The sequence below is a fragment of the Cupriavidus sp. SW-Y-13 genome, from assembly GCF_009793345.1.
Classification (GTDB): domain Bacteria; phylum Pseudomonadota; class Gammaproteobacteria; order Burkholderiales; family Burkholderiaceae; genus Cupriavidus.
Genome location: NZ_WHLX01000001.1, coordinates 2990184 through 3011079, shown reverse-complemented (window position 1 = coordinate 3011079; position 20896 = coordinate 2990184). Strand labels below are relative to the sequence as shown.

The 20896-nt window shown below is 64.9% G+C and carries 20 protein-coding genes; 11 read left to right on the top strand and 9 right to left on the bottom strand.

From position 1 onward, the window contains the following. Nucleotides 1-5 precede the first annotated feature (5 nt). The 6 genes from GA566_RS13455 (at nucleotide 6) to mtgA (ending at nucleotide 6245) form a co-directional block, all read left to right on the top strand. Complete coding sequence (locus GA566_RS13455; protein WP_137923316.1) at nucleotides 6-605, top strand: YqiA/YcfP family alpha/beta fold hydrolase; 600 nt, start codon at nucleotides 6-8, stop codon at nucleotides 603-605. 17 nt (nucleotides 606-622) lie between these two features. Beyond that, nucleotides 623-1261 (top strand): chorismate lyase, encoded by a 639-nt coding sequence (locus GA566_RS13450; protein WP_160473302.1) that lies wholly within the window; start codon nucleotides 623-625, stop codon nucleotides 1259-1261. A 145-nt stretch (nucleotides 1262-1406) separates the two neighbouring features. After that, nucleotides 1407-3518, top strand: a complete 2112-nt coding sequence (locus GA566_RS13445; protein WP_160472964.1) for a ribonuclease catalytic domain-containing protein — start codon at nucleotides 1407-1409, stop codon at nucleotides 3516-3518. Nucleotides 3519-3660: 142 nt separating this feature from the next. Beyond that, on the top strand, nucleotides 3661-4590 hold the full coding sequence (locus tag GA566_RS13440; RefSeq protein WP_160472963.1) for a TonB family protein: 930 nt from the start codon (nucleotides 3661-3663) through the stop codon (nucleotides 4588-4590). Next, nucleotides 4590-5468 carry a shikimate dehydrogenase gene (gene aroE, locus GA566_RS13435; RefSeq protein ID WP_160472962.1) on the top strand — a complete coding sequence of 293 codons (879 nt, stop codon included), beginning with the start codon at nucleotides 4590-4592 and terminating at the stop codon, nucleotides 5466-5468. The genes GA566_RS13440 and aroE overlap by 1 nt, the downstream gene beginning before the upstream one ends. Nucleotides 5469-5543: 75 nt before the next feature. Next, on the top strand, nucleotides 5544-6245 hold the full coding sequence (gene mtgA, locus GA566_RS13430) for a monofunctional biosynthetic peptidoglycan transglycosylase (RefSeq protein ID WP_160473301.1): 702 nt from the start codon (nucleotides 5544-5546) through the stop codon (nucleotides 6243-6245). Between the two features lie 60 nt (nucleotides 6246-6305). Here mtgA and corA read toward each other — a convergent pair whose 3' ends face one another. Together corA and GA566_RS13420 are read right to left on the bottom strand one after the other, a co-directional pair. Next, nucleotides 6306-7268, bottom strand: a complete 963-nt coding sequence (gene corA / locus GA566_RS13425) for a magnesium/cobalt transporter CorA (RefSeq protein ID WP_137923312.1) — start codon at nucleotides 7266-7268, stop codon at nucleotides 6306-6308. Nucleotides 7269-7754: 486 nt separating this feature from the next. Beyond that, nucleotides 7755-8639 (bottom strand): DMT family transporter, encoded by an 885-nt coding sequence (locus tag GA566_RS13420; RefSeq protein ID WP_160472961.1) that lies wholly within the window; start codon nucleotides 8637-8639, stop codon nucleotides 7755-7757. A gap of 119 nt (nucleotides 8640-8758) precedes the next feature. Here GA566_RS13420 and pyrF point away from each other — a divergent pair, with 119 nt between their 5' ends. After that, complete coding sequence (gene pyrF, locus GA566_RS13415; RefSeq protein WP_137923310.1) at nucleotides 8759-9577, top strand: orotidine-5'-phosphate decarboxylase; 819 nt, start codon at nucleotides 8759-8761, stop codon at nucleotides 9575-9577. Nucleotides 9578-9659: 82 nt separating this feature from the next. Here the strand turns inward: pyrF and GA566_RS13410 are convergent, their stop codons facing one another. The 3 genes from GA566_RS13410 to thiL form a co-directional block, all read right to left on the bottom strand. Continuing rightward, nucleotides 9660-10157, bottom strand: coding sequence for a CinA family protein (locus GA566_RS13410; RefSeq protein WP_137923309.1), 498 nt, complete (start codon nucleotides 10155-10157; stop codon nucleotides 9660-9662). A gap of 43 nt (nucleotides 10158-10200) precedes the next feature. Continuing rightward, nucleotides 10201-10773 (bottom strand): phosphatidylglycerophosphatase A, encoded by a 573-nt coding sequence (locus GA566_RS13405; protein ID WP_137923308.1) that lies wholly within the window; start codon nucleotides 10771-10773, stop codon nucleotides 10201-10203. Between the two features lie 106 nt (nucleotides 10774-10879). Continuing rightward, a complete protein-coding gene (gene thiL, locus GA566_RS13400) occupies nucleotides 10880-11881 on the bottom strand; it encodes a thiamine-phosphate kinase (protein WP_237380169.1) in 1002 nt (333 codons plus the stop codon). Between the two features lie 284 nt (nucleotides 11882-12165). Between thiL and GA566_RS13395 the strand changes: the two genes are divergently transcribed. The 3 genes from GA566_RS13395 to GA566_RS13385 all read left to right on the top strand — a co-directional run bounded on the left by GA566_RS13395 (nucleotide 12166) and on the right by GA566_RS13385 (nucleotide 15839). Then, nucleotides 12166-14490 (top strand): NADP-dependent malic enzyme, encoded by a 2325-nt coding sequence (locus tag GA566_RS13395; RefSeq protein WP_137923306.1) that lies wholly within the window; start codon nucleotides 12166-12168, stop codon nucleotides 14488-14490. Between the two features lie 399 nt (nucleotides 14491-14889). After that, complete coding sequence (locus GA566_RS13390) at nucleotides 14890-15234, top strand: ribonuclease domain-containing protein (protein ID WP_160473300.1); 345 nt, start codon at nucleotides 14890-14892, stop codon at nucleotides 15232-15234. Further along, a complete protein-coding gene (locus GA566_RS13385; RefSeq protein ID WP_137923305.1) occupies nucleotides 15231-15839 on the top strand; it encodes a barstar family protein in 609 nt (202 codons plus the stop codon). The genes GA566_RS13390 and GA566_RS13385 overlap by 4 nt, the downstream gene beginning before the upstream one ends. 78 nt (nucleotides 15840-15917) lie before the next feature. Here the strand turns inward: GA566_RS13385 and GA566_RS13380 are convergent, their stop codons facing one another. From GA566_RS13380 to GA566_RS13365, 4 genes are all read right to left on the bottom strand, one after another. Then, complete coding sequence (locus tag GA566_RS13380; protein ID WP_160472959.1) at nucleotides 15918-16538, bottom strand: YidB family protein; 621 nt, start codon at nucleotides 16536-16538, stop codon at nucleotides 15918-15920. 25 nt (nucleotides 16539-16563) lie between these two features. Beyond that, nucleotides 16564-17307 carry a 16S rRNA (uracil(1498)-N(3))-methyltransferase gene (locus tag GA566_RS13375; RefSeq protein WP_137923303.1) on the bottom strand — a complete coding sequence of 248 codons (744 nt, stop codon included), beginning with the start codon at nucleotides 17305-17307 and terminating at the stop codon, nucleotides 16564-16566. A 13-nt stretch (nucleotides 17308-17320) separates the two neighbouring features. Then, the gene (locus GA566_RS13370; RefSeq protein ID WP_160472958.1) at nucleotides 17321-17761 is read right to left on the bottom strand and encodes a glyoxalase/bleomycin resistance/extradiol dioxygenase family protein; all 441 of its coding nucleotides are present in this window, start codon (nucleotides 17759-17761) and stop codon (nucleotides 17321-17323) included. A gap of 69 nt (nucleotides 17762-17830) precedes the next feature. After that, nucleotides 17831-18805 carry a spermidine synthase gene (locus tag GA566_RS13365; RefSeq protein WP_137923301.1) on the bottom strand — a complete coding sequence of 325 codons (975 nt, stop codon included), beginning with the start codon at nucleotides 18803-18805 and terminating at the stop codon, nucleotides 17831-17833. Between GA566_RS13365 and tkt the strand changes: the two genes are divergently transcribed. Beyond that, complete coding sequence (gene tkt / locus GA566_RS13360; protein ID WP_370459293.1) at nucleotides 18753-20840, top strand: transketolase; 2088 nt, start codon at nucleotides 18753-18755, stop codon at nucleotides 20838-20840. The two genes, GA566_RS13365 and tkt, sit on opposite strands and share 53 nt — an antisense overlap. The last annotated feature ends 56 nt before the right edge of the window (nucleotides 20841-20896 follow it).

The window sequence follows — 20896 nt, the reverse complement described above, 5'->3', positions numbered from 1 at the left end:
CAACGATGCTGCTGTACCTGCACGGCTTCCGTTCCTCGCCGCAATCGATGAAGTCCCGGCTCGTCCAGGAGCGAATGCGTAAGTGGGGCTTGGAGAAATACTTCGCCTGCCCCGTGCTCAACGTTTCGCCATCGCAGGCGATTGCTCAGGCGGAAGCTGCGATTCGCGGCGCGCGGGCCGGCGGCGAGACCGATATCGCCATCGTCGGCTCGTCGCTCGGTGGTTTCTACGCGCGCTGGCTGGCCGAGCAGCATGGCTGCCGCGCTGTGCTGCTGAATCCCGCCATCCACCCGTGGACTGACCTGGAAAAGTACCTGGGCGAGCAGCCGCTCTACCACGGCGGCGGCTCGGTGACGGTCAAGCGCGAGCATCTGCAGGAATTGCTCGACCTGCGGGTGGACATCATCACCCAGCCCGAGCGCTACTACCTGCTGGCGGCGACCGGTGACGAAGTGCTCGACTATCGCGAGATGGTCGAAGCCTGCCCGGGTGCGCGTATCAAGATCATCGAAGGCAGCGACCACGGTATCTCGGAATTCGACGAGTACGTCGACGACGTGCTGGCGTTCTGCGGCTACACACCCGACGGACGCCTGCACGCATGACGGTCGGCATGACGGCCCTGCAAGGGCTGCGCGCCGCCTGGCACGCTCATTTACCGTATGACGCCGCGATTCCCGTGAACCAGCGCCGCTGGATCGTTGGGGAGGGCTCGCTGACGGCCCGCCTGATGTCGGCCGCGACGCAGTTTCGCGTGACCCGCCTTGCCCAGACGCCGGCCTTGCCGTTCGCGGACGAGTGGCAGGCATTGGGGCTGATCCGGCCCGTGCCCGCCATCACCCGCGAAGTGCTGTTGATCTGTGACGATGTACCGGCGGTCTTCGCACACACCATCGTCGATCCGTACCGTGCGCGGCGCGACTGGCCGTTCCTGCGCGGGCTGGGTAACCGACCGTTGGGCGGTGCGCTGTTCGTGGACCCGCGCGTGCGGCGTGATCCATTCCAGTTCGCCCGGCTGTCGATGCACCATCCGCTCCGTCAGGCATTGCAGCGCGTACTGCCGGCCCTGGCCGCAGTGCCGATGTTGCCGGCGCGACGCTCGGTGTTTCGGCGCGGTGGCGGCGCCATGCTGGTCACGGAAGTCTTTCTGCCGGATCTTCTGCGCCGGCCTGCACCGCCCAGTACTGGCGCAGGCGGCACACGGCTGCCGCGCCGTATCGATACCTTCCGCGCCCTGCCGGAGCAGGACGCGCGGCCCTGACCTGGAAGTGCCGCGCCTGTGGCCCGTTGGCCGAAGGCGCGGTGCGGTATCATCCCGGGTCGAATATCCAGCCCGAGCCGTCTGACTTCAAGTGCGCCAACGCGCACTGTTGCAGCGTGTTCCGGCCCTTGTGAAAGTCCAATCCATGCAGTTGCTGTTCGAAGAAGGCGGCGAGATCCGCGCCGGCACCGTCCTTGCCCAACAGGGCGAGGCCTACCAGGTGGAGTTGCCCGCTGGCAAGCGCACCAAGGTCAAGGCAAAGGATGTGCTGCTGCAGTTCGCCCAGCCGTCGGCAATCGAAATGGTGCGGCAAACCGGCGACCTGACCGCCGAGATCGATCTCGATTTCCTGTGGGAATGCGCGCCGGCCGAGGAATTCGGCTTTGCCGAACTCGCCGCCGAATACTACGGCGCCGATGCGGGCGCGGTGCAGCAGGCCGCGCTGGCCATGGCGCTGCATGGCAACCCCGTCTACTTCCGGCGCAAGGGCCGTGGCCGCTATGCGCGCGCGCCGGAAGATCAACTCAAGGCCGCGCTGGCGGCGGTCGAGCGCAAGAAGCAGCAGCTGCTGTTGCAGGCGGAGTACGAGGCGCAGCTGAAGGACGGCAAGCTGCCCGAGGTGTTCCGCGGCAAGGTGCTGCAACTGCTGTTCAAGCCCGACAAGAACAGCCTCGAATACAAGGCGATGGATGCCGCCTGCACGGCGCAGGGCATGTCGCCGATGCGCCTGATGGTGGCCGTGGGCGGAGTGGAAAGCCCGCGCGCGCTGCATGAAGCCAAGTTCCTGGCAGACTGCTTCCCGAAGGGCACCGGCTTCCCCGACGTGGACGTGCCGGAGCCGCCGAATGACCTGCCGCTCGCTGACGTGCAGGCATTCTCGATCGACGACGTCACCACGACCGAAATCGACGATGCCCTGTCGGTGACGCCTCTCGGCGACGGCAAGCTGCGCATCGGTATCCACATCGCAGCACCGGCCCTGGGCATCCGCCGTGGCGAGGCGCTCGACACCATCGCGCGTCATCGTCTGTCCACGGTGTACTTCCCTGGCGACAAGATCACGATGCTGCCCGACAGCGTGGTGGATCGCTACACGCTGCAGGAAGGTCGCACGTGCCCGGCCCTGTCGCTGTACGTGACCATCGACCCGAACGGCATCGATGGCATGACCATCCTCGGCAGCGAATCGCGTGCCGAACTGGTGCCGATTGCCGCCAACCTGCGCCACAACCTGCTGGAGGACGTGGTCACCGAGGCCGCGCTGGCCTCAGGCACCGGCGACTATCCCTTCCGCGAGGCTTTGACCGAGCTGTACCGGCTGGCCAATTTCCTGCACGACGAGCGCCAGAAGGCGCGACTCGCCAGCGGCCTGCGTCCGGAATCGCACAACCGCGCGGACTTCAATTTCTACATCGACCGGCAGGACGATGGCAGCGAGCGCGTGCGGATCGAGCAGCGCCGCCGTGGATCGCCGCTGGACAAGATCGTGGCCGAGCTGATGATCCTGGCCAACAGCACGTGGGGCAAGCTGCTGGCGGACAACGGTGTGCCGGGCATCTACCGCACGCAGAAAGCGTGGGGCATGCATCGCACGCGCATGCAGACCTATCCCGCGCCGCACGAGGGGCTGGGCGTGGCGCAATACGCGTGGAGCACCTCGCCGCTGCGTCGCTACGTCGACTTGGTGAACCAGTGGCAAATCCTGGCCGTGGCCCAGCATGGCGTGACCGCCAAGCTCGTCGCTCCGTTCAAGCCCAAGGATGCGGATCTGCTGGCCGCCGTGGCGGATTTCGAAGGCACGTATGCGGCCTATGCCGATCACCAGTCCACGATGGAACGTTACTGGTGCCTGCGCTGGCTCAAGCAGGAAAACCGCGACAAGCTGATGGCCACCACGCTCAAGGAAGGCGCGGTGCGCTTCTCCGAGATTCCGCTGGTGACCCGCGTGCCCGAATTGGCGCAGGCCGCGCGCGGCACCCAGGTTTTGCTCGAAATCGGCGCCACCGACGAGATCACGCTCGAAGTCTCCTGTCGGGTGCTTGAGGTATTCGCCGGCGAAGGCGAACTGCCCGAGGAAGAGCTGGCGGGTAACGATCAAGGCGACGAGGGCGATGAAGTGCTGGCGGAGGTGTCGGCCGAAGCCGCCGCTGAAGCCGCTGCGGAGGATGCTGCGGAAGCCGCTGCCGAAGACGCGCCCGAAGGGACGGATGACGAGGCGTCGGCGCCACGCGACACCGATCCCGGTCCGGCTGCCTGAGCGCTTCGACAAACAGGGCGGCTCCCGTACAATCTGAGTCTGCGCCGGCCATCCCCCCGCCGTGGGGTGGCCGGCACGTATCGATTCTGTCCGACGATCGCTGCCCGATCGCCTTTCGCCTTCCATCAAGCCTCTGACCACAGTGAACGCCGTTCTCTCTGCTCCCCGCCACCCGCGCGATTGGTGGCAATCCAGCGGCACGCTGGCCAAGGCGATTGTCGTCTCGCTAGTCATTCATGCGGTGCTGCTGATGGTGCGGTTCGCCGCGCCGGAAGTCTTCGAGATCAAGCGTTCCGACCCGCAGCTCGACGTGGTGCTGGTCAACTCCAAATCTGCCGAGAAGCCGCGTAATCCGACGGTGCTGGCCCAGGCCAATCTCGATGGCGGCGGCGACCACGATGCGCAGCGTGCCACCACGCCGCTGCCGGCGCAGACCGAGTCCCGCGACGGCGATTTGATGCAGCTCACGCAGCGCCGGCTCGAACAGCTCGAGGAAGAGCAGCGCCGCCTGATGACGCAGTCACGCGAGGCCGCGCCGTCGGTACGCAGCCAGCCCCTGAAGCCCGGCGACAAGCCAACCGAGGCGCCGGTGCGAGGGCAGGACGACCGCACGAGCACGACCGAGATGGCCCGGCTGGAAGCGGAAATCGGCCGCAATCTCGAGCACTATGCCAAGCGGCCGAAGCGCATGCAGCTGACGGCCACGAGCGCCCAGGCCGTGGACTATGCGCAGTATTACGATCGTCTGCGTCGCAAGATCGAGATACGCGGCACCAGCGATTTCCCGCAGAAAAACGGCAAGCCCATCTATGGCCAGTTGATCCTGGTGATCAACGTCAACCGCCAGGGCAAGCTCGGCTATAACCGGGACGGCTACAACATCGAGGCCATCGACGTGGCGAAGAGTTCGGGCGATCCCGCGCTTGACCGTCAGGCCGTGGCCATTGTCCGTGCGGCGGCGCCATTCGGCGCGTTCACGCCCGAGATGCAGTCGAAGCAGGACATCCTCGAAGTCATTTCCACTTTCAAGTTTACGCGCAGCGGGCTGGACGTCCGGCTGCAAGGACGCTGATGACCGCAGAACAGCAATCCGCCGACCGCTACGTCGTGGTGGGCAATCCCGTTTCGCACAGCCGCTCGCCGGCGATCCACGCCGCCTTTTCGCGCCAGACTGGCGAGGCGGTGCAATACGATCGCCTGGAAGCGCCGCTCGATGCGTTTGCCGACACCGTGCGCAAGTTCCTGGCCGAAGGCGGCCACGGCTTCAACGTGACCACGCCGTTCAAGCTGGAGGCCTATGATCTGGCAGACCGCCTGACGCCGCGTGCGGAAGCCGCTGGCGCCGTCAATACGATGTGGATCGAGGATGGCTTGATCCATGGCGACAACACCGATGGCGTTGGCCTGGTGCGCGATATCCAGGACAACCTCGACGTGCTGCTGGAAGACAAACGCATCCTCGTGCTGGGCGCCGGGGGTGCGGCCATGGGGGCGATGCTGCCGCTGATCGAGTGCCGTCCGTCGCGGATCGTGGTGGCCAACCGCACCGCGCAGAAGGCCAGCGACATGGTCGAGGAATTCGTCGAGGCAGCGGACCAGTACGGGGTGGAACTCTGGGCCGGTGGCCTGGATGCACTCGACGCGCTATCCGAGGACGAGCGCTGCGACGTGGTGATCAACGCATCGGCCAGCAGCCTGCAGGGCGAAGTGCCGCCGATGCCGGATTTCCTGCTTGGCGAAGGTGTGCTGGCCTACGACATGATGTACGGCGCCAAGCCGACCGTGTTCCTCGCGCACGCGGCCCGGTGCGGCGCGCAGACCGCCGATGGCCTGGGGATGCTGGTGGAGCAGGCCGCCGAGGCGTTCTACAACTGGCGCGGCGTCCGGCCCGCCACGGCACCGGTACTGGCCGAGCTGCGCGCTGCGCTGCAGGCCGAAGCCGATCGCTGAAAGACGCCGGCCTTGGCCCGCCAGCGCAGCACTACCGCCCGGCCCTCGGCCAGATTGTCCGGCGCCGCCAATCCGCTGCGCTGGATCGGCTATTTCGGCGAATGCCTGATCATCGGCGTGCTGGCGATGCAGGTGTACTTCTTCCTGCAGATTGGCGCGTGGCAATACCTGAATCCGTCGTCCACGTCGTTCATGCGCGCGGAGCAATGGCGGCTATGCGGCTTCAAGTTCTGGAGCTGCAAGGTCGATCACCAGTGGGTGAGCTACGACCAGATGTCGCGCAACATCAAGCGCGCGGTCATCGCCAGTGAGGATGCTGACTTCGTCAACCATCCCGGCTACGAACTCGATGCCATGCTCGACGCATGGGAGCGCAACAAAAAGCGCGGGCATATCGTGCGTGGCGGTTCCACGATCACGCAGCAACTGGCCAAGAATTTGTTCCTCGCATCGGAGCAGTACTACGTACGCAAGGGCCAGGAACTGGCGATTACGTGGATGCTCGAATTCTGGCTCGACAAGCAGCGCATCTTCGAGATCTACCTGAATTCAGTGGAGTGGGGCGAGGGCGTGTTCGGCGTAGAGGCCGCCGCGCAGCACTACTTCCGCACCTCGGCATCGAAGCTGACCGTAGGCCAGGCCGCAAGACTCGCCGCAGCGCTGCCCGCGCCGAAATGCTTCGACAAAAAGGAATACTGCGCCAACGTACGCGTGAACTTCCGCGTGAAGGCGTCGATCATCGCCAGACGGATGGGCGCGGCGACGCTGCCGGATTAGTACCGATATCCGCTGCTATTGGCTCCCCTCTCCCGCTGGCGGGAGAGGGGAGCCACGCCCTTAGCTGAGCCAACCTTTGCGCCTGAAATACACCAACGGAATCGCGGCCGACACCGCCATCAGCGCGATCGCCCATGGATAGCCAATGGCCCAGTCCAGTTCCGGCATCAGCTTGAAGTTCATGCCGTAGATGCTGGCGATCAGCGTGGGCGGCATCAGTGCCACCGACACCACCGAGAACAGTTTGATGATCTTGTTCTGGTTGATGTTGATGAAACCGACCGTCGCGTCCATCAGGAAGTTGATCTTGTCGAACAGGAACGCGGTGTGGTTTTCGATGGAATCGATATCGCGCAGGATCTGGCGGGCCTCGTCCTGTTGCTCGGCTGACAGCAACTGACTGCGCATGAGGAAGGACACCGCGCGGCGCGTATCCATGACATTGCGACGGATGCGGCCGTTCAGGTCTTCCTCGCGGGCGATGGTTTCCAGCACATCGGCCGCGGCGGCATCGGTCACGTTCTCGGCCAGCACGCGGCGGCTGGCTTCTTCCAGGCGCTCGTAGATCTCCTCGATCGAATCGGCCGAGTATTCGGCGTCGGTCGCGTAGAGATCCATCAGCACGTCCTTGGCGTTGCGCACCGAACCGGGACGCATCCGCGCGCGCAGCCGTACCAGCCGGAACACGGGCAGGTCTTCGTCGTGGATGGAGAACAGGACATCGCGCGTCAGCACGAAGGCCACGCGCACGTTACGCGACGCTTCCTCCTCGTCGAGCAGGAAATCGGTGCGGATGTGGATATTCTCGTCCTCACCTTCGAAGTACCGCGCCGACGCTTCCAGGTCGCCCAGGTCTTCCAGTTCGGGCAGGACGACACCGTAGGCTTCCTTGATCCACGCGAGTTCTTCGTCGTCGGGGCTGACCACGTCGATCCAGATGGGCTTGTGCTGCAGCAGCTCATTGCGCTCGTCGACCTGCTCCTGGGCAAGCCGACCTTTCTGCAGGACGAACAGATTGATCATCCCTAGACTTCCTTGTGACTGATTGCGCTGTGTCGAGGCATCGGAGACAGGCGCAGGCACGGCATCGGCAACAACCATGGGGCGGCCGGCAAGCGTGATCGCGCTGCATGCACGCGGCCATAGGGGCGTGGCGATGCAAGGCGATGGCGTTTGCCTGTTGCCTGGTTATGGCTGGCTGGCCGGGGAGAGGGAAGATCCGAAGCGCGACACGGCAGCCGTGGCGGCCGCCGCTGGGGGAAACGGAAAGACACTCACCCGCAGGTGTCTGCGGGCAAGCGCGGCGAAGGGCAGGGCGATGGCCCAGCCCGGTTCGACGTTACGCAGCCCGCAGTGACATGGCATCCGACGATGGCGCGATATTGTCGCGACAACCCGAACACCCGATGCTACTGCCCACGTACTTTCTCCGGGATTCTGATGGCCGCGAGTGTAATCCAACGCGGGGGGGCTTGTTAAGCGAAATCTAGGGTGTTGTACGGATGGCGCTCAGCGCCCCCGGCGCAGCAACGGCGCCAGCATGACAGACGACAATGCCGCGAACATCAGCACGATGGCCGCGTAATCCTGCCAGTGCGGCGTCTCCCCCAGCAGCCACATGCCGGAGAACACGCCGACCACGGGAATGAACATGATCGACAGGCTCGACACCACTGGCGGCAGGCTGCGCGCCAGCGAGAACCACACCAGGTGGCAGTACGCAAAGACCACCACGGCGTTGTAGACGATGGCACCCCATTCGATGGCGGTGGGCATGCGCCAGCCGGTCTCGAACAGCAGCGAGCCGATGGCGAGGAACGGCAGCGTGACAGCCAGCATCCAGAACGTGAGCGCCCCGATGGGCACGTCCAGCGGGGTGCGTTTCATCAGTTGGGTGCCGAAGCCCCAGCCTGCGGCGGCCACGAGCATCAGCAGCGTGCCGGCCGGGCTGCCGGTCAGCGCGGCAATCTCGCCGGACAGTAGCAGGACGGTGCCGGTCAGCGCGCAGCCGATGCCAATCCATGCTGACAACGCGATGCGTTCGCGGAAGATCAGGAGCCCCCAGACCACGGCCCAGATCGGCATGGTGTAGCCCAGGATGGCTGCCCGGCCCGAAGACAGCATCTTGACTGCGCAGATCGCGAACAAGTGCCAGATGACCATGTTCGGGATGGCCAGCTTGACCACCGTGGGCCATGTGGCACGCGGAATGTTCAGCGAATCGCCGCGTAGTTTCAGCGCCAGGCCCAATGCCACCAGCCCGCCGGCCATGCAGAGCAGGCGAAAGCCCATGGCGGGGAAGTGGGCGACGCCGATTTTCATGATCGGCCAGTTCAGGCCCCAGGCGAGGGTGAGGAATACGAGGAGGAGAAGACCGCGGCGGTCGAGTTGCATGGGACGTGGCGACGCAGACTGTCGCTCTTTTAAGCGGAAGCTGCAGACAATAGCACGCCAGGGGTTGGGCCAGCGGGTAGAATTGGCGTCACCCCCGATACAGATTTACCGAGCCCCTCATGACTTTTACCGAGCAGCTGTCCGCCGCATGGCAGCGTAACGATTCCCTGCTGTGTGTCGGTCTGGATCCGGACCCGGCCAAGCTGCCGGTGTCCCTGACCAGCACTGGCGGGGCGATTTTCTCGTTCTGCCGCGAAATCGTCGATGCCACCGCCGACCTGGTCTGCGCATTCAAGCCGCAGATCGCCTATTTCCACTCCCAGCGCGCCGAGGACCAGCTCGAGCAACTGATCGAGTACATCCATGACGCGCACCCGGGGATTCCGGTCATTCTCGATGCCAAGCGCGGCGATATCGGCTCCACGGCCGAGCACTACGCCATCGAGGCATTCGACCGCTACAAGGCCGACGCGGTGACGGTCAGCCCGTACATGGGTTTCGATTCGATGTCGCCGTATCTGGCGCATCCGGGCCGTGGCGTGATCGTGCTGTGCCGCACGTCGAACCCGGGCGGCTCGGACGTGCAGTTCCTGCAGGTCGACGGCAAGCCGCTCTACCAGGTGGTGGCCGAAGCCGCCCGCGAGCGCTGGAATACCAATGGACAGATGGGTCTGGTGGTCGGCGCGACGTTCCCGAACGAGATCGCCAAGGTGCGCCAGATCGTCGGCGACATGCCGCTGCTGATCCCCGGCATCGGCGCCCAGGGTGGCGACATCGAAGCCACCGTGAAGGCTGGCCGCACGGCTGACGGCACCGGCATGATGATTAACTCATCGCGCGCCATTCTTTATGCGAGCCGGGACAAGGACTTTGCCGTGGCAGCGCGCAATGCGGCGCTGCAGACCAGGGAGTTGATTAACCGGTACCGGCACGGTTGAACCAGCGGGGCCTCTCCTGCTGATGGTTTTCTCCCCTCTCCCGCATGGCGGGAGAGGGGAGCACTCCGAGCAGCTGTCAGAGTTACTCCTCGTTCCGAATCATCTCGATTAACCCGCGCATGGCATGCTCCGCCGCCTGCCTGCGGATCTGGGCGCGGTCGCCCTTGAAGCGTTGGGTGTCGGTGCGGGTGGTGATGCGGTTGCTCCAGCCGAAGCAGACCATGCCTACCGGCTTCTCGGGTGTGCCCCCGTTGGGTCCGGCCACGCCGGTGATCGATAGTGACACTTGCGCACGGCTGTTCAGCAGCGCGCCTTCGGCCATGGCGTGCGCCACCTCTTCACTGACCGCCCCGTGGTCGCGGATCAGCTTGGCGGGCACGCCGATCATCGTCGACTTGGCTTCGTTCGAATAGGTCACGAAGCCGCGCTCGAACCATCCCGAAGATCCCGACACATCGGTAATGGCAGCGGCGACCAGTCCGCCCGTGCAGGACTCTGCCGTGGCGAGCATGAGAGAACGTTCCGCGAGGACGGTTCCGGCCTGGATGGCAAGCTGGTCTAGCAGGCGGCTGACTGACATGGCGCGGCTCTAAGTGGATAAACGGTGCGGAAGCGGGCGGCGCTCAGATCGAACGCCACAGTGCGAACACAAGCAGCGTGTAGAACGCCGCGAAGATATCGTCGAACATCACGCCGAACGCGCCGTTAAAGCCCGGTCCCTTGAGGGTGCGGTCGTAATAGCGGATTGGCGCCGGTTTGACGATATCGAAGAAACGGAACCATGCGAAGGCTGCAAACTGGCCCCAGAAGCCGGTTGGCGTGACGAACACCAGCACCAGCCAGAACGCGACAATCTCGTCCCAGACCATGCTGCCATGGTCGTAGACACCCATGTCGCGCGCCGTGCGCAGGCAGGCCCAGATCCCGATGGCGAAACCGGCGGCAATGATGTACAGCCAGGTCGTCGGCTCGATCCACATCGAGATCACGACAAACGACAGCCAGCCGTAGAGCGTGCCCACCGTGCCGGGGCTGACGGGCGACAGGCCGGAGCCGAACCCGAGTGCGATCAGACGAGCCGGATGGCCCAGCATGAAGCGCGCGGTGGGGCGCGTGATTCTGGCAGTCTGGCCAGCTTCCAGCGTGACGGGTTCTACGGGGTCGCTCGGCGCGGCACCGGGGGGGTAGGCGGACATCAAGAAATAGCTCGTCTGTATTTGTTATCTATTGCGCGCACGCGGTGGCTCCCGCTACGCGCATGGCGGCATCATGACACGGCTTGCGGCCCGTGTCAGGCAGGTATCAGGGCGCTGCGAAGTGGTCGAACGATGTGCCGGTGTAGTCGAACGGATTACCGTCACCATTGACGATGCGCAGGCCCGCCTCCGGGGTGATTGATCCGACACGCGAAAGAGGAAGATCGAGCTGGCGGCTGATGCCGGCAATGGCTTCACGGGCGCCAATCGGTGCCGAAAAGCAGAGTTCGTAGTCGTCGCCACCGGCCAGCACGCACTCGCGCTGGCACGCCAGGGGCTGGCCAGACAGGATGCGAGACCGTGGCAGCGCGTCCACATCGATGATCGCACCCACCGAGGAGCGATTGAGGATGTGGCCCAGGTCGCCGATCAGGCCATCGGAAATATCGAGCGCGGCGTGAGCCACGCCCCGCAACGCCAGCCCCAGCGCCACGCGCGGCGTAGGGGTGTCCATGCGAGGACGGATCACGGTGAAATCGGGCTCGGGCAGTAGCCATTCACCACGGCAATCACCGAGCGCCAGTCGTGCGTCGCCAAGCGTGCCGGAAATCCAGATATCGTCGCCGGGGCGCGCAGCGTCACGGCGCAGCGCCTGGCGCGCCGGCACATCCCCGAACACAGTGATCGAAATGGTCAGCGGTCCCTTGGTGGTATCCCCGCCGATCAACTCGCAGCCGTGCGCATCGGCCAGCGCCAGCATGCCGGCCGCGAACGGCTCCAGCCAGGCGGGGTCCGCCTCGGGCAGCGCCAGCGCCAGCGTGAAGGCGCGCGGCTCGGCGCCCATCGCCGCCAGATCCGACAGATTGACCGCCAGGGCCTTGTGTCCCAGCGAGTGCGGCGGCACGTCGGGAAAGAAATGGCGGCCGCTGACCAGCATGTCGGAGCTGATGGCGATCTGGTGGCCGGGGCGCGGCTCGATCAGCGCGCAGTCATCGCCCACACCCAGCACAGCCTTGCGTACCGGGCGCGTGAAGAAACGGCGAATCAGGTCGAATTCGGAGAGCTGGGCAGGCTGGACGGCCGGAGAGGCGGGACTCGGGGCAGGCATGGAGCGTGGGATGACCCGTTGGCGGGCGGGGATGGTGGGGGATGGAGTTCGAAGACCAGTGGAAATGCTGAGACACTCCGGCTGGTCAAGCCCACCGGCATGCGGCATATTGTACCGAATCGAAAAGGTGCCCCGCGCAAAACGCTTATTGTGAAAGAGTATTTCACAATATAAAATGCGCAATTCTTATAGCGCCCCAGGCGGAGACAAACGGGTTCGTGGAGCCGGCCCGTACTCATCGCCCGTGTTATTCAGTGTGGCTCCACCGATCGGAAGATGCGCAGATGACAAGCCCTCAGCAGCCCCCGTCCCAAGACGATCTGAAACAGCAGCAGCGTGAGGCGCTGCGCAAGGCCGCACTCGAATACCACGAGTTTCCGACCCCCGGAAAGATTTCAGTCACCCCCACCAAGCCGCTGTCGAACCAGCGCGACCTGGCCCTGGCGTATTCGCCGGGCGTGGCCGCTGCCTGCGAGGAAATCGTTGCCGATCCGGCCAATTCCTTCCGCTACACCGCGCGCGGCAACCTCGTGGGCGTGATCACCAACGGCACGGCCGTGCTGGGCCTGGGCGACATCGGCGCCGCAGCGTCGAAGCCGGTCATGGAAGGCAAGGCCGGCCTGTTCAAGAAGTTTGCAGGCATCGACGTCTTCGACATCGAAATCGACGAGAAGGACCCGGAAAAGATCGTCGATATCATTGCCTCGCTGGAACCCACGTTCGGCGGTATCAACCTTGAAGACATCAAGGCGCCGGAGTGCTTCTACGTGGAGCGCAAGTTGCGCGAGCGGATGAAGATTCCCGTCTTCCACGACGATCAGCATGGCACCGCCATCGTGGTGGGCGCCGCCGTGATCAACGGCCTGAAGGTGGTTGGCAAGGACATTTCCAAGGTCAAGCTCGTGGCCTCGGGCGCTGGCGCCGCAGCGCTGGCCTGCCTGGACCTGCTCGTCGACATGGGCCTGCCCATCGAGAACATCTGGGTAACGGACCTGGCCGGTGTGGTCTATGAAGGCCGTACCGAACTGATGGACCCGGAAAAGGCGCGCTTCTCGCAGAAGACCGACAAGCGCAAGCTCGCCGAAGTCATCGACGGCGCCGACATCTTCCTGGGCCTGTCCGCCGCTGGCGTGCTGAAGCCGGAGATGGTGCAGAAGATGGCCGAGAAGCCGCTGGTGCTGGCGCTGGCCAATCCGAATCCGGAAATCATGCCGGAACTGGTCAAGGAAATCCGCCCGGACGCCGTGATGGCCACGGGCCGCACGGACTATCCGAACCAAGTCAACAACGTCCTGTGCTTCCCGTTCATCTTCCGTGGCGCGCTGGACTGCGGCGCCACCACGATTACCCGTGAGATGGAAATCGCCGCCGCGAACGCCGTGGCGGAACTGGCTCGTCAGGAACAGAGCGATATCGTGGCCTCGGCCTACGGTATCCAGGACCTGTCGTTCGGCCCGGAATACCTGATCCCGAAACCGTTCGATCCGCGCCTGATCGTCAAGATCGCACCGGCCGTGGCCGAGGCCGCCGCCAAGTCCGGCGTGGCCGCGCGCCCGATCGAGGACATGGACGCGTACCGCCTGCAACTGCAGCAGTTCGTGTACCACTCGGGCACGCTGATGAAGCCGATCTACGCGGCTGCGCGCAAGGTGGAGATGGAGAAGAAGCGCATCGTCTTTGCCGAGGGCGAGGAAGAGCGCGTGCTGCGTGCGGTGCAGGTGATCGTCGATGAAAAGCTGGCGAACCCGATCCTGATCGGTCGTCCGGCTGTGCTGGCGCACCGCATCGAACGCTTTGGCCTGCGCCTGCGCATGGGTACGGATTTCACGGTGGTGAACCCCGAGCACGACGAGCGCTTCCGCGACTATTCGGACACGTACTACGGCATGATGGCCCGCGAGGGTGTCACGCAGCAGTACGCCAAGCTGGAAATGCGCCGCCGCACCACGCTGATCGGCGCGATGCTGCTGAAGAAGGGCGAGGCCGACGGCATGATCTGCGGCACGGTCAGTACCACGGCTGCCCATCTGCGCTATATCGACCAGGTACTCGGCGGCACCAACAAGGTGTACGCGGCCATGAACGGTCTGGTCCTGCCGGGCCGCCAGATCTTCCTGGTGGATACGCACGTCAATGTGGACCCGACCGCCGACGAGCTGGCCGAGATCACGATCATGGCTGCAGAGGAGCTGAAGCGCTTCGGCATCGAGCCGAAGGTGGGCCTGCTGTCGCACTCGAACTTCGGTACGTCCGAAGCACCGTCGGCCCGCAAGATGCGCGACACCCTTGCCATCCTGCGTGAGCGTGCACCGGAACTGGAAGTCGACGGCGAAATGCATGGCGACAGCGCGCTGGACGAAAAGCTGCGAGATTCGCTGGTGCCGGACGGTTCGCTCAAGGGCGAAGCCAACCTGCTGGTCTGCCCGAACATCGACGCGGCCAATATCTCGTACAACCTGCTCAAGGTGGCGGCTGGCAACAACGTGGCGATCGGTCCAATCCTGCTCGGCGTGAAGGCGCCGGTGCACATCCTGACCCCGTCGGCCACGGTGCGTCGTATCGTCAACATGACCGCTCTGGTCGTGGTGGATGCCGCTGCCAAGGTCTGACACGCCGCGATATTCTCTTCGCATCACGCGCATCGGCTAAGTCATTGCCGATGCCGCGTCGTAAAGCCGGGCTTGCCCGGCTTTTTTCATGTGCGCCAGCCTGTCTTGTCCGCAAGGTTAGTATGCGCACACATTTCAATAACACATTGAAACAATTGAGGAATTTCGGCGCCCCAGAGCGCAGGGATTGATTAATGCGCGACATCCGCGTAACCTTACGCCTTTGAATGCAGGCGTTCGTCCACGCGCGCCCCGCCACTTTCCCCAATCATTTTCGATAACGTGGGTCCCCGGAATCTCGCGAGCCAGTCGCAGCGGCAGTCAACTTGGCAGTCCCTGAACCTGACGCGGAGCCTGGGCCGCGCGTTGGCCGGTGCGGCATTGTCCGTCGCGCTGGCGATGTCGCCGCAGGGCGCCGTCGCGAAGCGGTCGTCCGTGGCGGATGTGGAAGGGGTGGTGGGAACCATCGCGGCCCCGCAGTTGCCAAACGAGGCGCGGCAGACGCTGGAGCTGATCCAGTCGGGCGGCCCGTTTCCGTATGACAAGGATGGTTCGCGGTTCGGCAACTACGAACGGCACCTGCCGACGCAATCTCGCGGCTACTACCGCGAATACACCGTCAAGAACAGCAAGAGCCGGAATCGGGGAGCCAAGCGGATTGTTTGCGGTGGTGATCAACGCGCCGCCAACGACTGCTATTACACGGAAGACCACTACAACAGTTTCAAACGGATAACCAAATGATGACTGACATTTTCGGATTGGGCGACGCCCTTGCCGCCCGCGAGGAGCGCGGCGCCGGAGATGGCTGGCAGAGGGCCCACCATCAGGCCCAGAACCTTTACGACAATGTGCTGATGATGCCGCGCCAGGATCTGACGCACCCACTGCCGCCTACCTGCTCGCCGGCCATTGCCACGTGGGCTGACGACGGTACCAACGAGGGAGCCATGAATCTGTTCAAGACGGTGCGCCCGAACATCGTCCAGTCGATCCGCGCGTTCCGCGTGCCGGAGTTGGCCCAGGCGGCCACGGCGCTGAACCAGCACTTCCTCTACGCCAACTGCGCCGATTGCGCCAGCAAGGCCGAGATCCTGGAGCGCATCGCCACCGAGTTCACGTTTCCGAAGCATTTCGGCAAGAACTTCGATGCGTTGTCCGATTGCCTGACCGACATGATCTACAAGGCCGGTCCGCAACCCGGTTTTGTAATCGTGCTCGAAGGCTTGCCGATTGCGCTCAAGTTCGACAAGGAAGCGCGTGAGGTGCTGCTGGACGTGTTCCGTGACGCCGCCGAATTCTGGCTGGAGCGCAAGGTGCAGTTCCGGGTGTTCTACTCGTTCGCCTGAACGCCTTCCCCGGCCGCAATGAAAAAGCCCGCTGTCACCAGCGGGCTTTTTTGCGTCCTGCGCCAGCGCTGCACCGGCTCAGGCTGCAGGCGGTAGCTGGCCGCCCGGCGTCAACCGGTCGATCAGTTCCGGCAGGCCTTCGCTGAGGCTCGCCGCCACGTCGTCGGAAGACATCCCGGTGGTTTCGGCCAGCGACTGCAATGCACCGGTATTGTCCAGCGCACCCTGCAGGTCGGCTGCACTGACGGCCTCGTTTCCGTCGGTGCCGATCCAGGAATCGACCTGCTGGCCCAGCCCGGCCTGGCCGAGTATGTCGCGCAACGCGCCGATACCGCCAGCGGCCGCTCCCATCGCCTGCGCCGAGTTCGTGGCATCGCCCTGACCGCCGAGCAGTCCGCCCAGCAGCGATCCGAGATCGAGTCCGCCCGGGGCCGGGGCGCTGCCGCCACCCAGCATGCCGCCGAGCATGCCGCCAAGACCGCCGAGTCCTCCCAGGCCGCCGAGGGCACCGCCCGCCGCATCGCCGGCGTCGGCGGGGGCAACGCTGCCATCCGCACCCTGGCTCTTGTTACGCATGGCCAGCATCGCCAGCAAGCCCAGCGCCATCATGAGCTTGGGATTCATCCCTCCGCCGCCGGCTTGTTGCTGGCCGCCGCCCTGACCGAGCATTCCGCCCAGCACGCTATCGAGTAGTCCCATATTCGACTCCTTTGACCTGTCCTGGTCAGAATCCGCCAAGGATGGCGTTCAGCGTGGCGAGGCACGCGAGGCCCGCCGTCTCGGTACGCAGAATACGCGGCCCCAGCGACACGCCGATGAAACCGGCATGGCGCGCCGCTGCTTCTTCCTCGGGCGACAGCCCGCCTTCGGGGCCGATCAGCAACGTCACGCCCTTGGCACGCCAGGCATCGGCGTGAGTTCGTGCAAGCTCGGGCAGGGGCGCTACGGCACGCGGCGACAGCAGCAGCCGGTTGCCCGTGGCAGGCGCCGCCGCAAGCCATGCATCAAAGGTAGACACCGGCGCCAGCGCCGGCAAGCGGTTACGTCCGCATTGCTCGCACGCCGCCTCGATCAGGGCCTGCCAATGGGCTTGGCGTTTGGCAGCCCGCTCGCCGGATAGCCGCACCACGGAGCGCTGGGCCTGCAGCGGCTGGATCGCCGCCACGCCAAGCTCCACGGCTTTCTCGATCAGCCAGTCCATTTTGTCGCCGCCTGCCAGACCCTGCGCCAACGTCACCGCAAAAGGCGGTTCGGCCTCGGTGGCGTCATGGGCGGAGATACGGGCCGATGCGCTGCGCTTGCCGATCTCCGCGAGCGTGGCGCTGTAGCTGCCGCCCTGACCGTTGAAAAGCGTGATGGGGTCTTCGGGCGACAGGCGCAGCACATGGACGTGACGTACGACGGTGTCGGGCAACTCCACGACGGTATCGGCAGCAAGCGCTGCATCGACAAAAAATCTAGGTGGCATCAGGAAAGAAAGATCAGGATTCGGACGAGGGATCGACGTCCGCGGCCTTCGGCAGCGGCGTGCCGAAGCCCCAACGGTAGCCGTCAGGGTCCTCGACCATGCAGTAACGGTCGCCCCAGAACTGGTCGGCGGGCGCCATCACGCTGACCGCGCCGGCACCAATGGCCTGCGCATACATGGCATCGACATCGTCGCAATAGACATAGAACGTCTGAGACGCCTCGACGCCAAGGGAGCGGGGCGTGCGCGCGGTACTGCCCCATGCGCCTTCGGGCGCGAACATCACGACAAGCTCGCCCATGTAGTGCAATTCGGCGTGGGTCGGAACGCCGTTCTCGTCGACCACATGGCCGGCGGTGAAGCCGAACGCGCGCTGGTAGAAATCGATTGCGGCGCGGCCGCTGGCAACCGTCAGGTAGGGCGTCAGCCAGGGCGTGTTGGACGGTCTGGGCATGCTGGTCTCCCGGAGGGTGGCTCGGAGGAAGTCCCGGCCGCTCGGCGGCGATCGGGACGAAAGTGCATGTTACGCGGGTCGGCTGGCGCTGTCGAAGATCGGCTGCAGATGGCGCGGATGCACGAAGAGCGCTGGGTGGAGATCTGCATGATAGGCGCGCAGTGCCGTGTCCAGGCGCCATTGCCGCAGCCGAGCTGCGATGGACGCGGCAGGTGCGGCGGCAATGTCCAGCGTATCGCTTGCCAGCGCGATGCCCCACAGCGCGCCGTACGCTGGCACATACGCGGCTAGCGGCGCCACATTCGGAAAGACTTGCCGCAGGCGCGACAGCAGCAACCGCGCCGCGTCGGGACGATGGAGCAGGGGGCCAAGATGCAGCGAGAGCGCGCCACCCGGCGCCAGACACCTGCGCGCCGTTTGCAACCCGTGCGTGGTGAACAGCGCGGCCGCGGGGCTGCCGTCGTCGGCCTCGGTCAGGTCGTAGACGATGAGATCGAAACGGCGGCCGGTACGGGCGAATGCTTCCATTAGGCCCAGTCCGTCACCGATGGCGAGATGCAGGCGTGGATCACCCGGTTCGTCGAGCGCTCCGCGATGGATGCCGGGCAGCCATTCGCGCGCCAATCGCACAACCTCGGCATCCAGCTCGGCCACCACCACATCCCGCATTGTGGGAATTCGCAATAATTCGAAGGCGGAACCCCCATCGCCGCCGCCCACAACCAGCGCGCTACGTGGCGTACCGTGCACAGCAGCCATCGGCACGGACATCAGTTCGTGCAGGATGAAGGCATCGGCCTCGGTGCTCATCACCACGCCGTCCAGCCGGAAGATCCGCCCCAGGCCTGGGTTTTCGCCGATCTCCACCTGCTGGTACGCCGAACGCGTGGCCGCCAGGACGGTGATCTCGCCCAGCGTGGTGCCCGTACCGGGTGCCAGCCATTCCGTCCAGGTTTGATGGCCTCTTCGGGACGCGCCTTCGCGCCCGGAAATGCCGCCTGCTTCTGCTAAAATTGCGGTTTTCCCGCCGTCAGGTTCTCGCATGTCTGCCCTCGCCCATCCCGCAACAAGTCCTTTCGCCAACCAGCCCGTCAAACTGATGGCCGACGCCATCCGCGTGCTTGCCATGGACGCCGTCCAGCAAGCCAACTCCGGTCACCCCGGTGCGCCGATGGGGATGGCGGATATCGCCGTGGCGTTGTGGGGCCGGCATCTGAAGCATAACCCCGTGAATCCGCAGTGGGCCGACCGCGATCGCTTCGTGCTGTCGAACGGTCACGGCTCGATGCTGATCTACGCGCTGCTTCACCTCACGGGTTACGACCTCCCGGTGGAAGAACTGAAGAACTTCCGTCAGTTGCACAGCAAGACGGCCGGCCATCCGGAATACGGCATCACGCCGGGCGTGGAAACCACGACCGGTCCGCTGGGTCAGGGCATTACCAACGCCGTGGGCATGGCGCTGGCAGAGCGCTTGCTGGCCGAAGAATTCAATCGTCCGGGCTTCGACATCGTCAACCATCACACCTATGTGTTCATGGGCGATGGTTGCCTGATGGAAGGTATCAGCCACGAGGCTTGCTCGCTGGCTGGCACGTTGAAGCTGAACAAGCTGATTGCACTGTGGGATGACAATGGCATTTCGATCGACGGCGACGTGGTGCACTGGTTCGCCGACGATACCCCGAAGCGTTTCGAATCCTACGGCTGGAACGTGATTCGCGGCGTGGACGGCCATGACGCCGTGGCGGTGGACAATGCCATCGCGCAGGCCAAGGCCAGCGACAAGCCAACGCTGATCTGCTGCCGCACGCTGATCGGCAAGGGTGCTCCGAACAAGGAAGGCGGTCACGACGTGCACGGTGCCCCGCTGGGCGGCGCCGAAGTGCTGGCCACGCGCGAAGCGCTGGGCTGGGTGCATGCACCGTTCGAACTGCCGCCGGAAGTCTATGGCGCGTGGGATGCCAAGCATACCGGTGCCGCGCTGGAAAAGGCCTGGGACGCGCTGTTTGCCGCCTACGCCGAAGTCCATCCGTACGAAGCCGGCGAGTACACGCGCCGCATGCGCGGTGAGCTGCCGGGCGCGTTCGACGAGGCTGTCGATGCCTTCCTCGCCAAGTGCGAAGAAAAGGCAGAGACCATCGCCACGCGCAAGGCCAGTCAGAACACGATCGAGGCGCTCGCGCCCGTGCTGCCGGAATTCCTGGGCGGCTCGGCCGACCTGACCGGCTCGAACCTGACCAACTGGTCCGGCAGCAAGGCTGTGCGTGTAGATGCCTGGGGCAACCACATCAACTACGGCGTGCGCGAATTCGGCATGAGCGCCGTGATGAACGGCATCACGCTGCACGGTGGCTACATCCCCTACGGTGCCACGTTCCTGACGTTCTCGGACTACAGCCGCAACGCGCTGCGCATGGCCGCGCTGATGAAGATCCGCACGCTCTTCGTGTTCACGCACGATTCGATTGGCCTGGGAGAAGACGGCCCGACGCACCAGTCGATCGAGCACGTCGCCAGCCTGCGCCTGATCCCGAACATGGATGTCTGGCGTACTGCCGACACCACCGAGACTGCCGTGGCCTGGGCCGAGTCGATCCGCCGCGAGAATGGTCCGAGCTGCCTGATTTTCAGCCGCCAGAACCTGCCGTTCCAGAAGCGCGACGACGTGACGCGCGCCAATATCGCTCGCGGCGGCTACGTGTTGCGCGATGCGAAGAACCCGCGCAAGAAGGCGCCGGACGCCGTCATCATCGCCACGGGCTCGGAAGTGGGCCTGGCCATCGGCGCCGCCAATGCACTGGCTGCCGAAGGCGTGCATGTGCGCGTGGTATCGGTGCCGGCGACGACCGTGTTCGACAAGCAGGATGCCGCGTACAAGGCCAGCGTGCTGCCGGCCGGCGTGCCGCGTATCGCCGTGGAAGCCGGCGTGACCGATTTCTGGTGGAAGTACCAGGTCCAGGCGGTCGTCGGCATCGACACGTTTGGCGAATCAGCTCCGGCAGGCGTGCTGTTCAAGCACTTCGGCTTCACGGTAGAAAACGTGGCCGACACCGTGCGCGCCACGCTCGCCCAGTAATTCCCGCCCGTGTGCCCCGCCGGTGCGACGCGCCGGCTGGCGGCACCGGCCCAGGC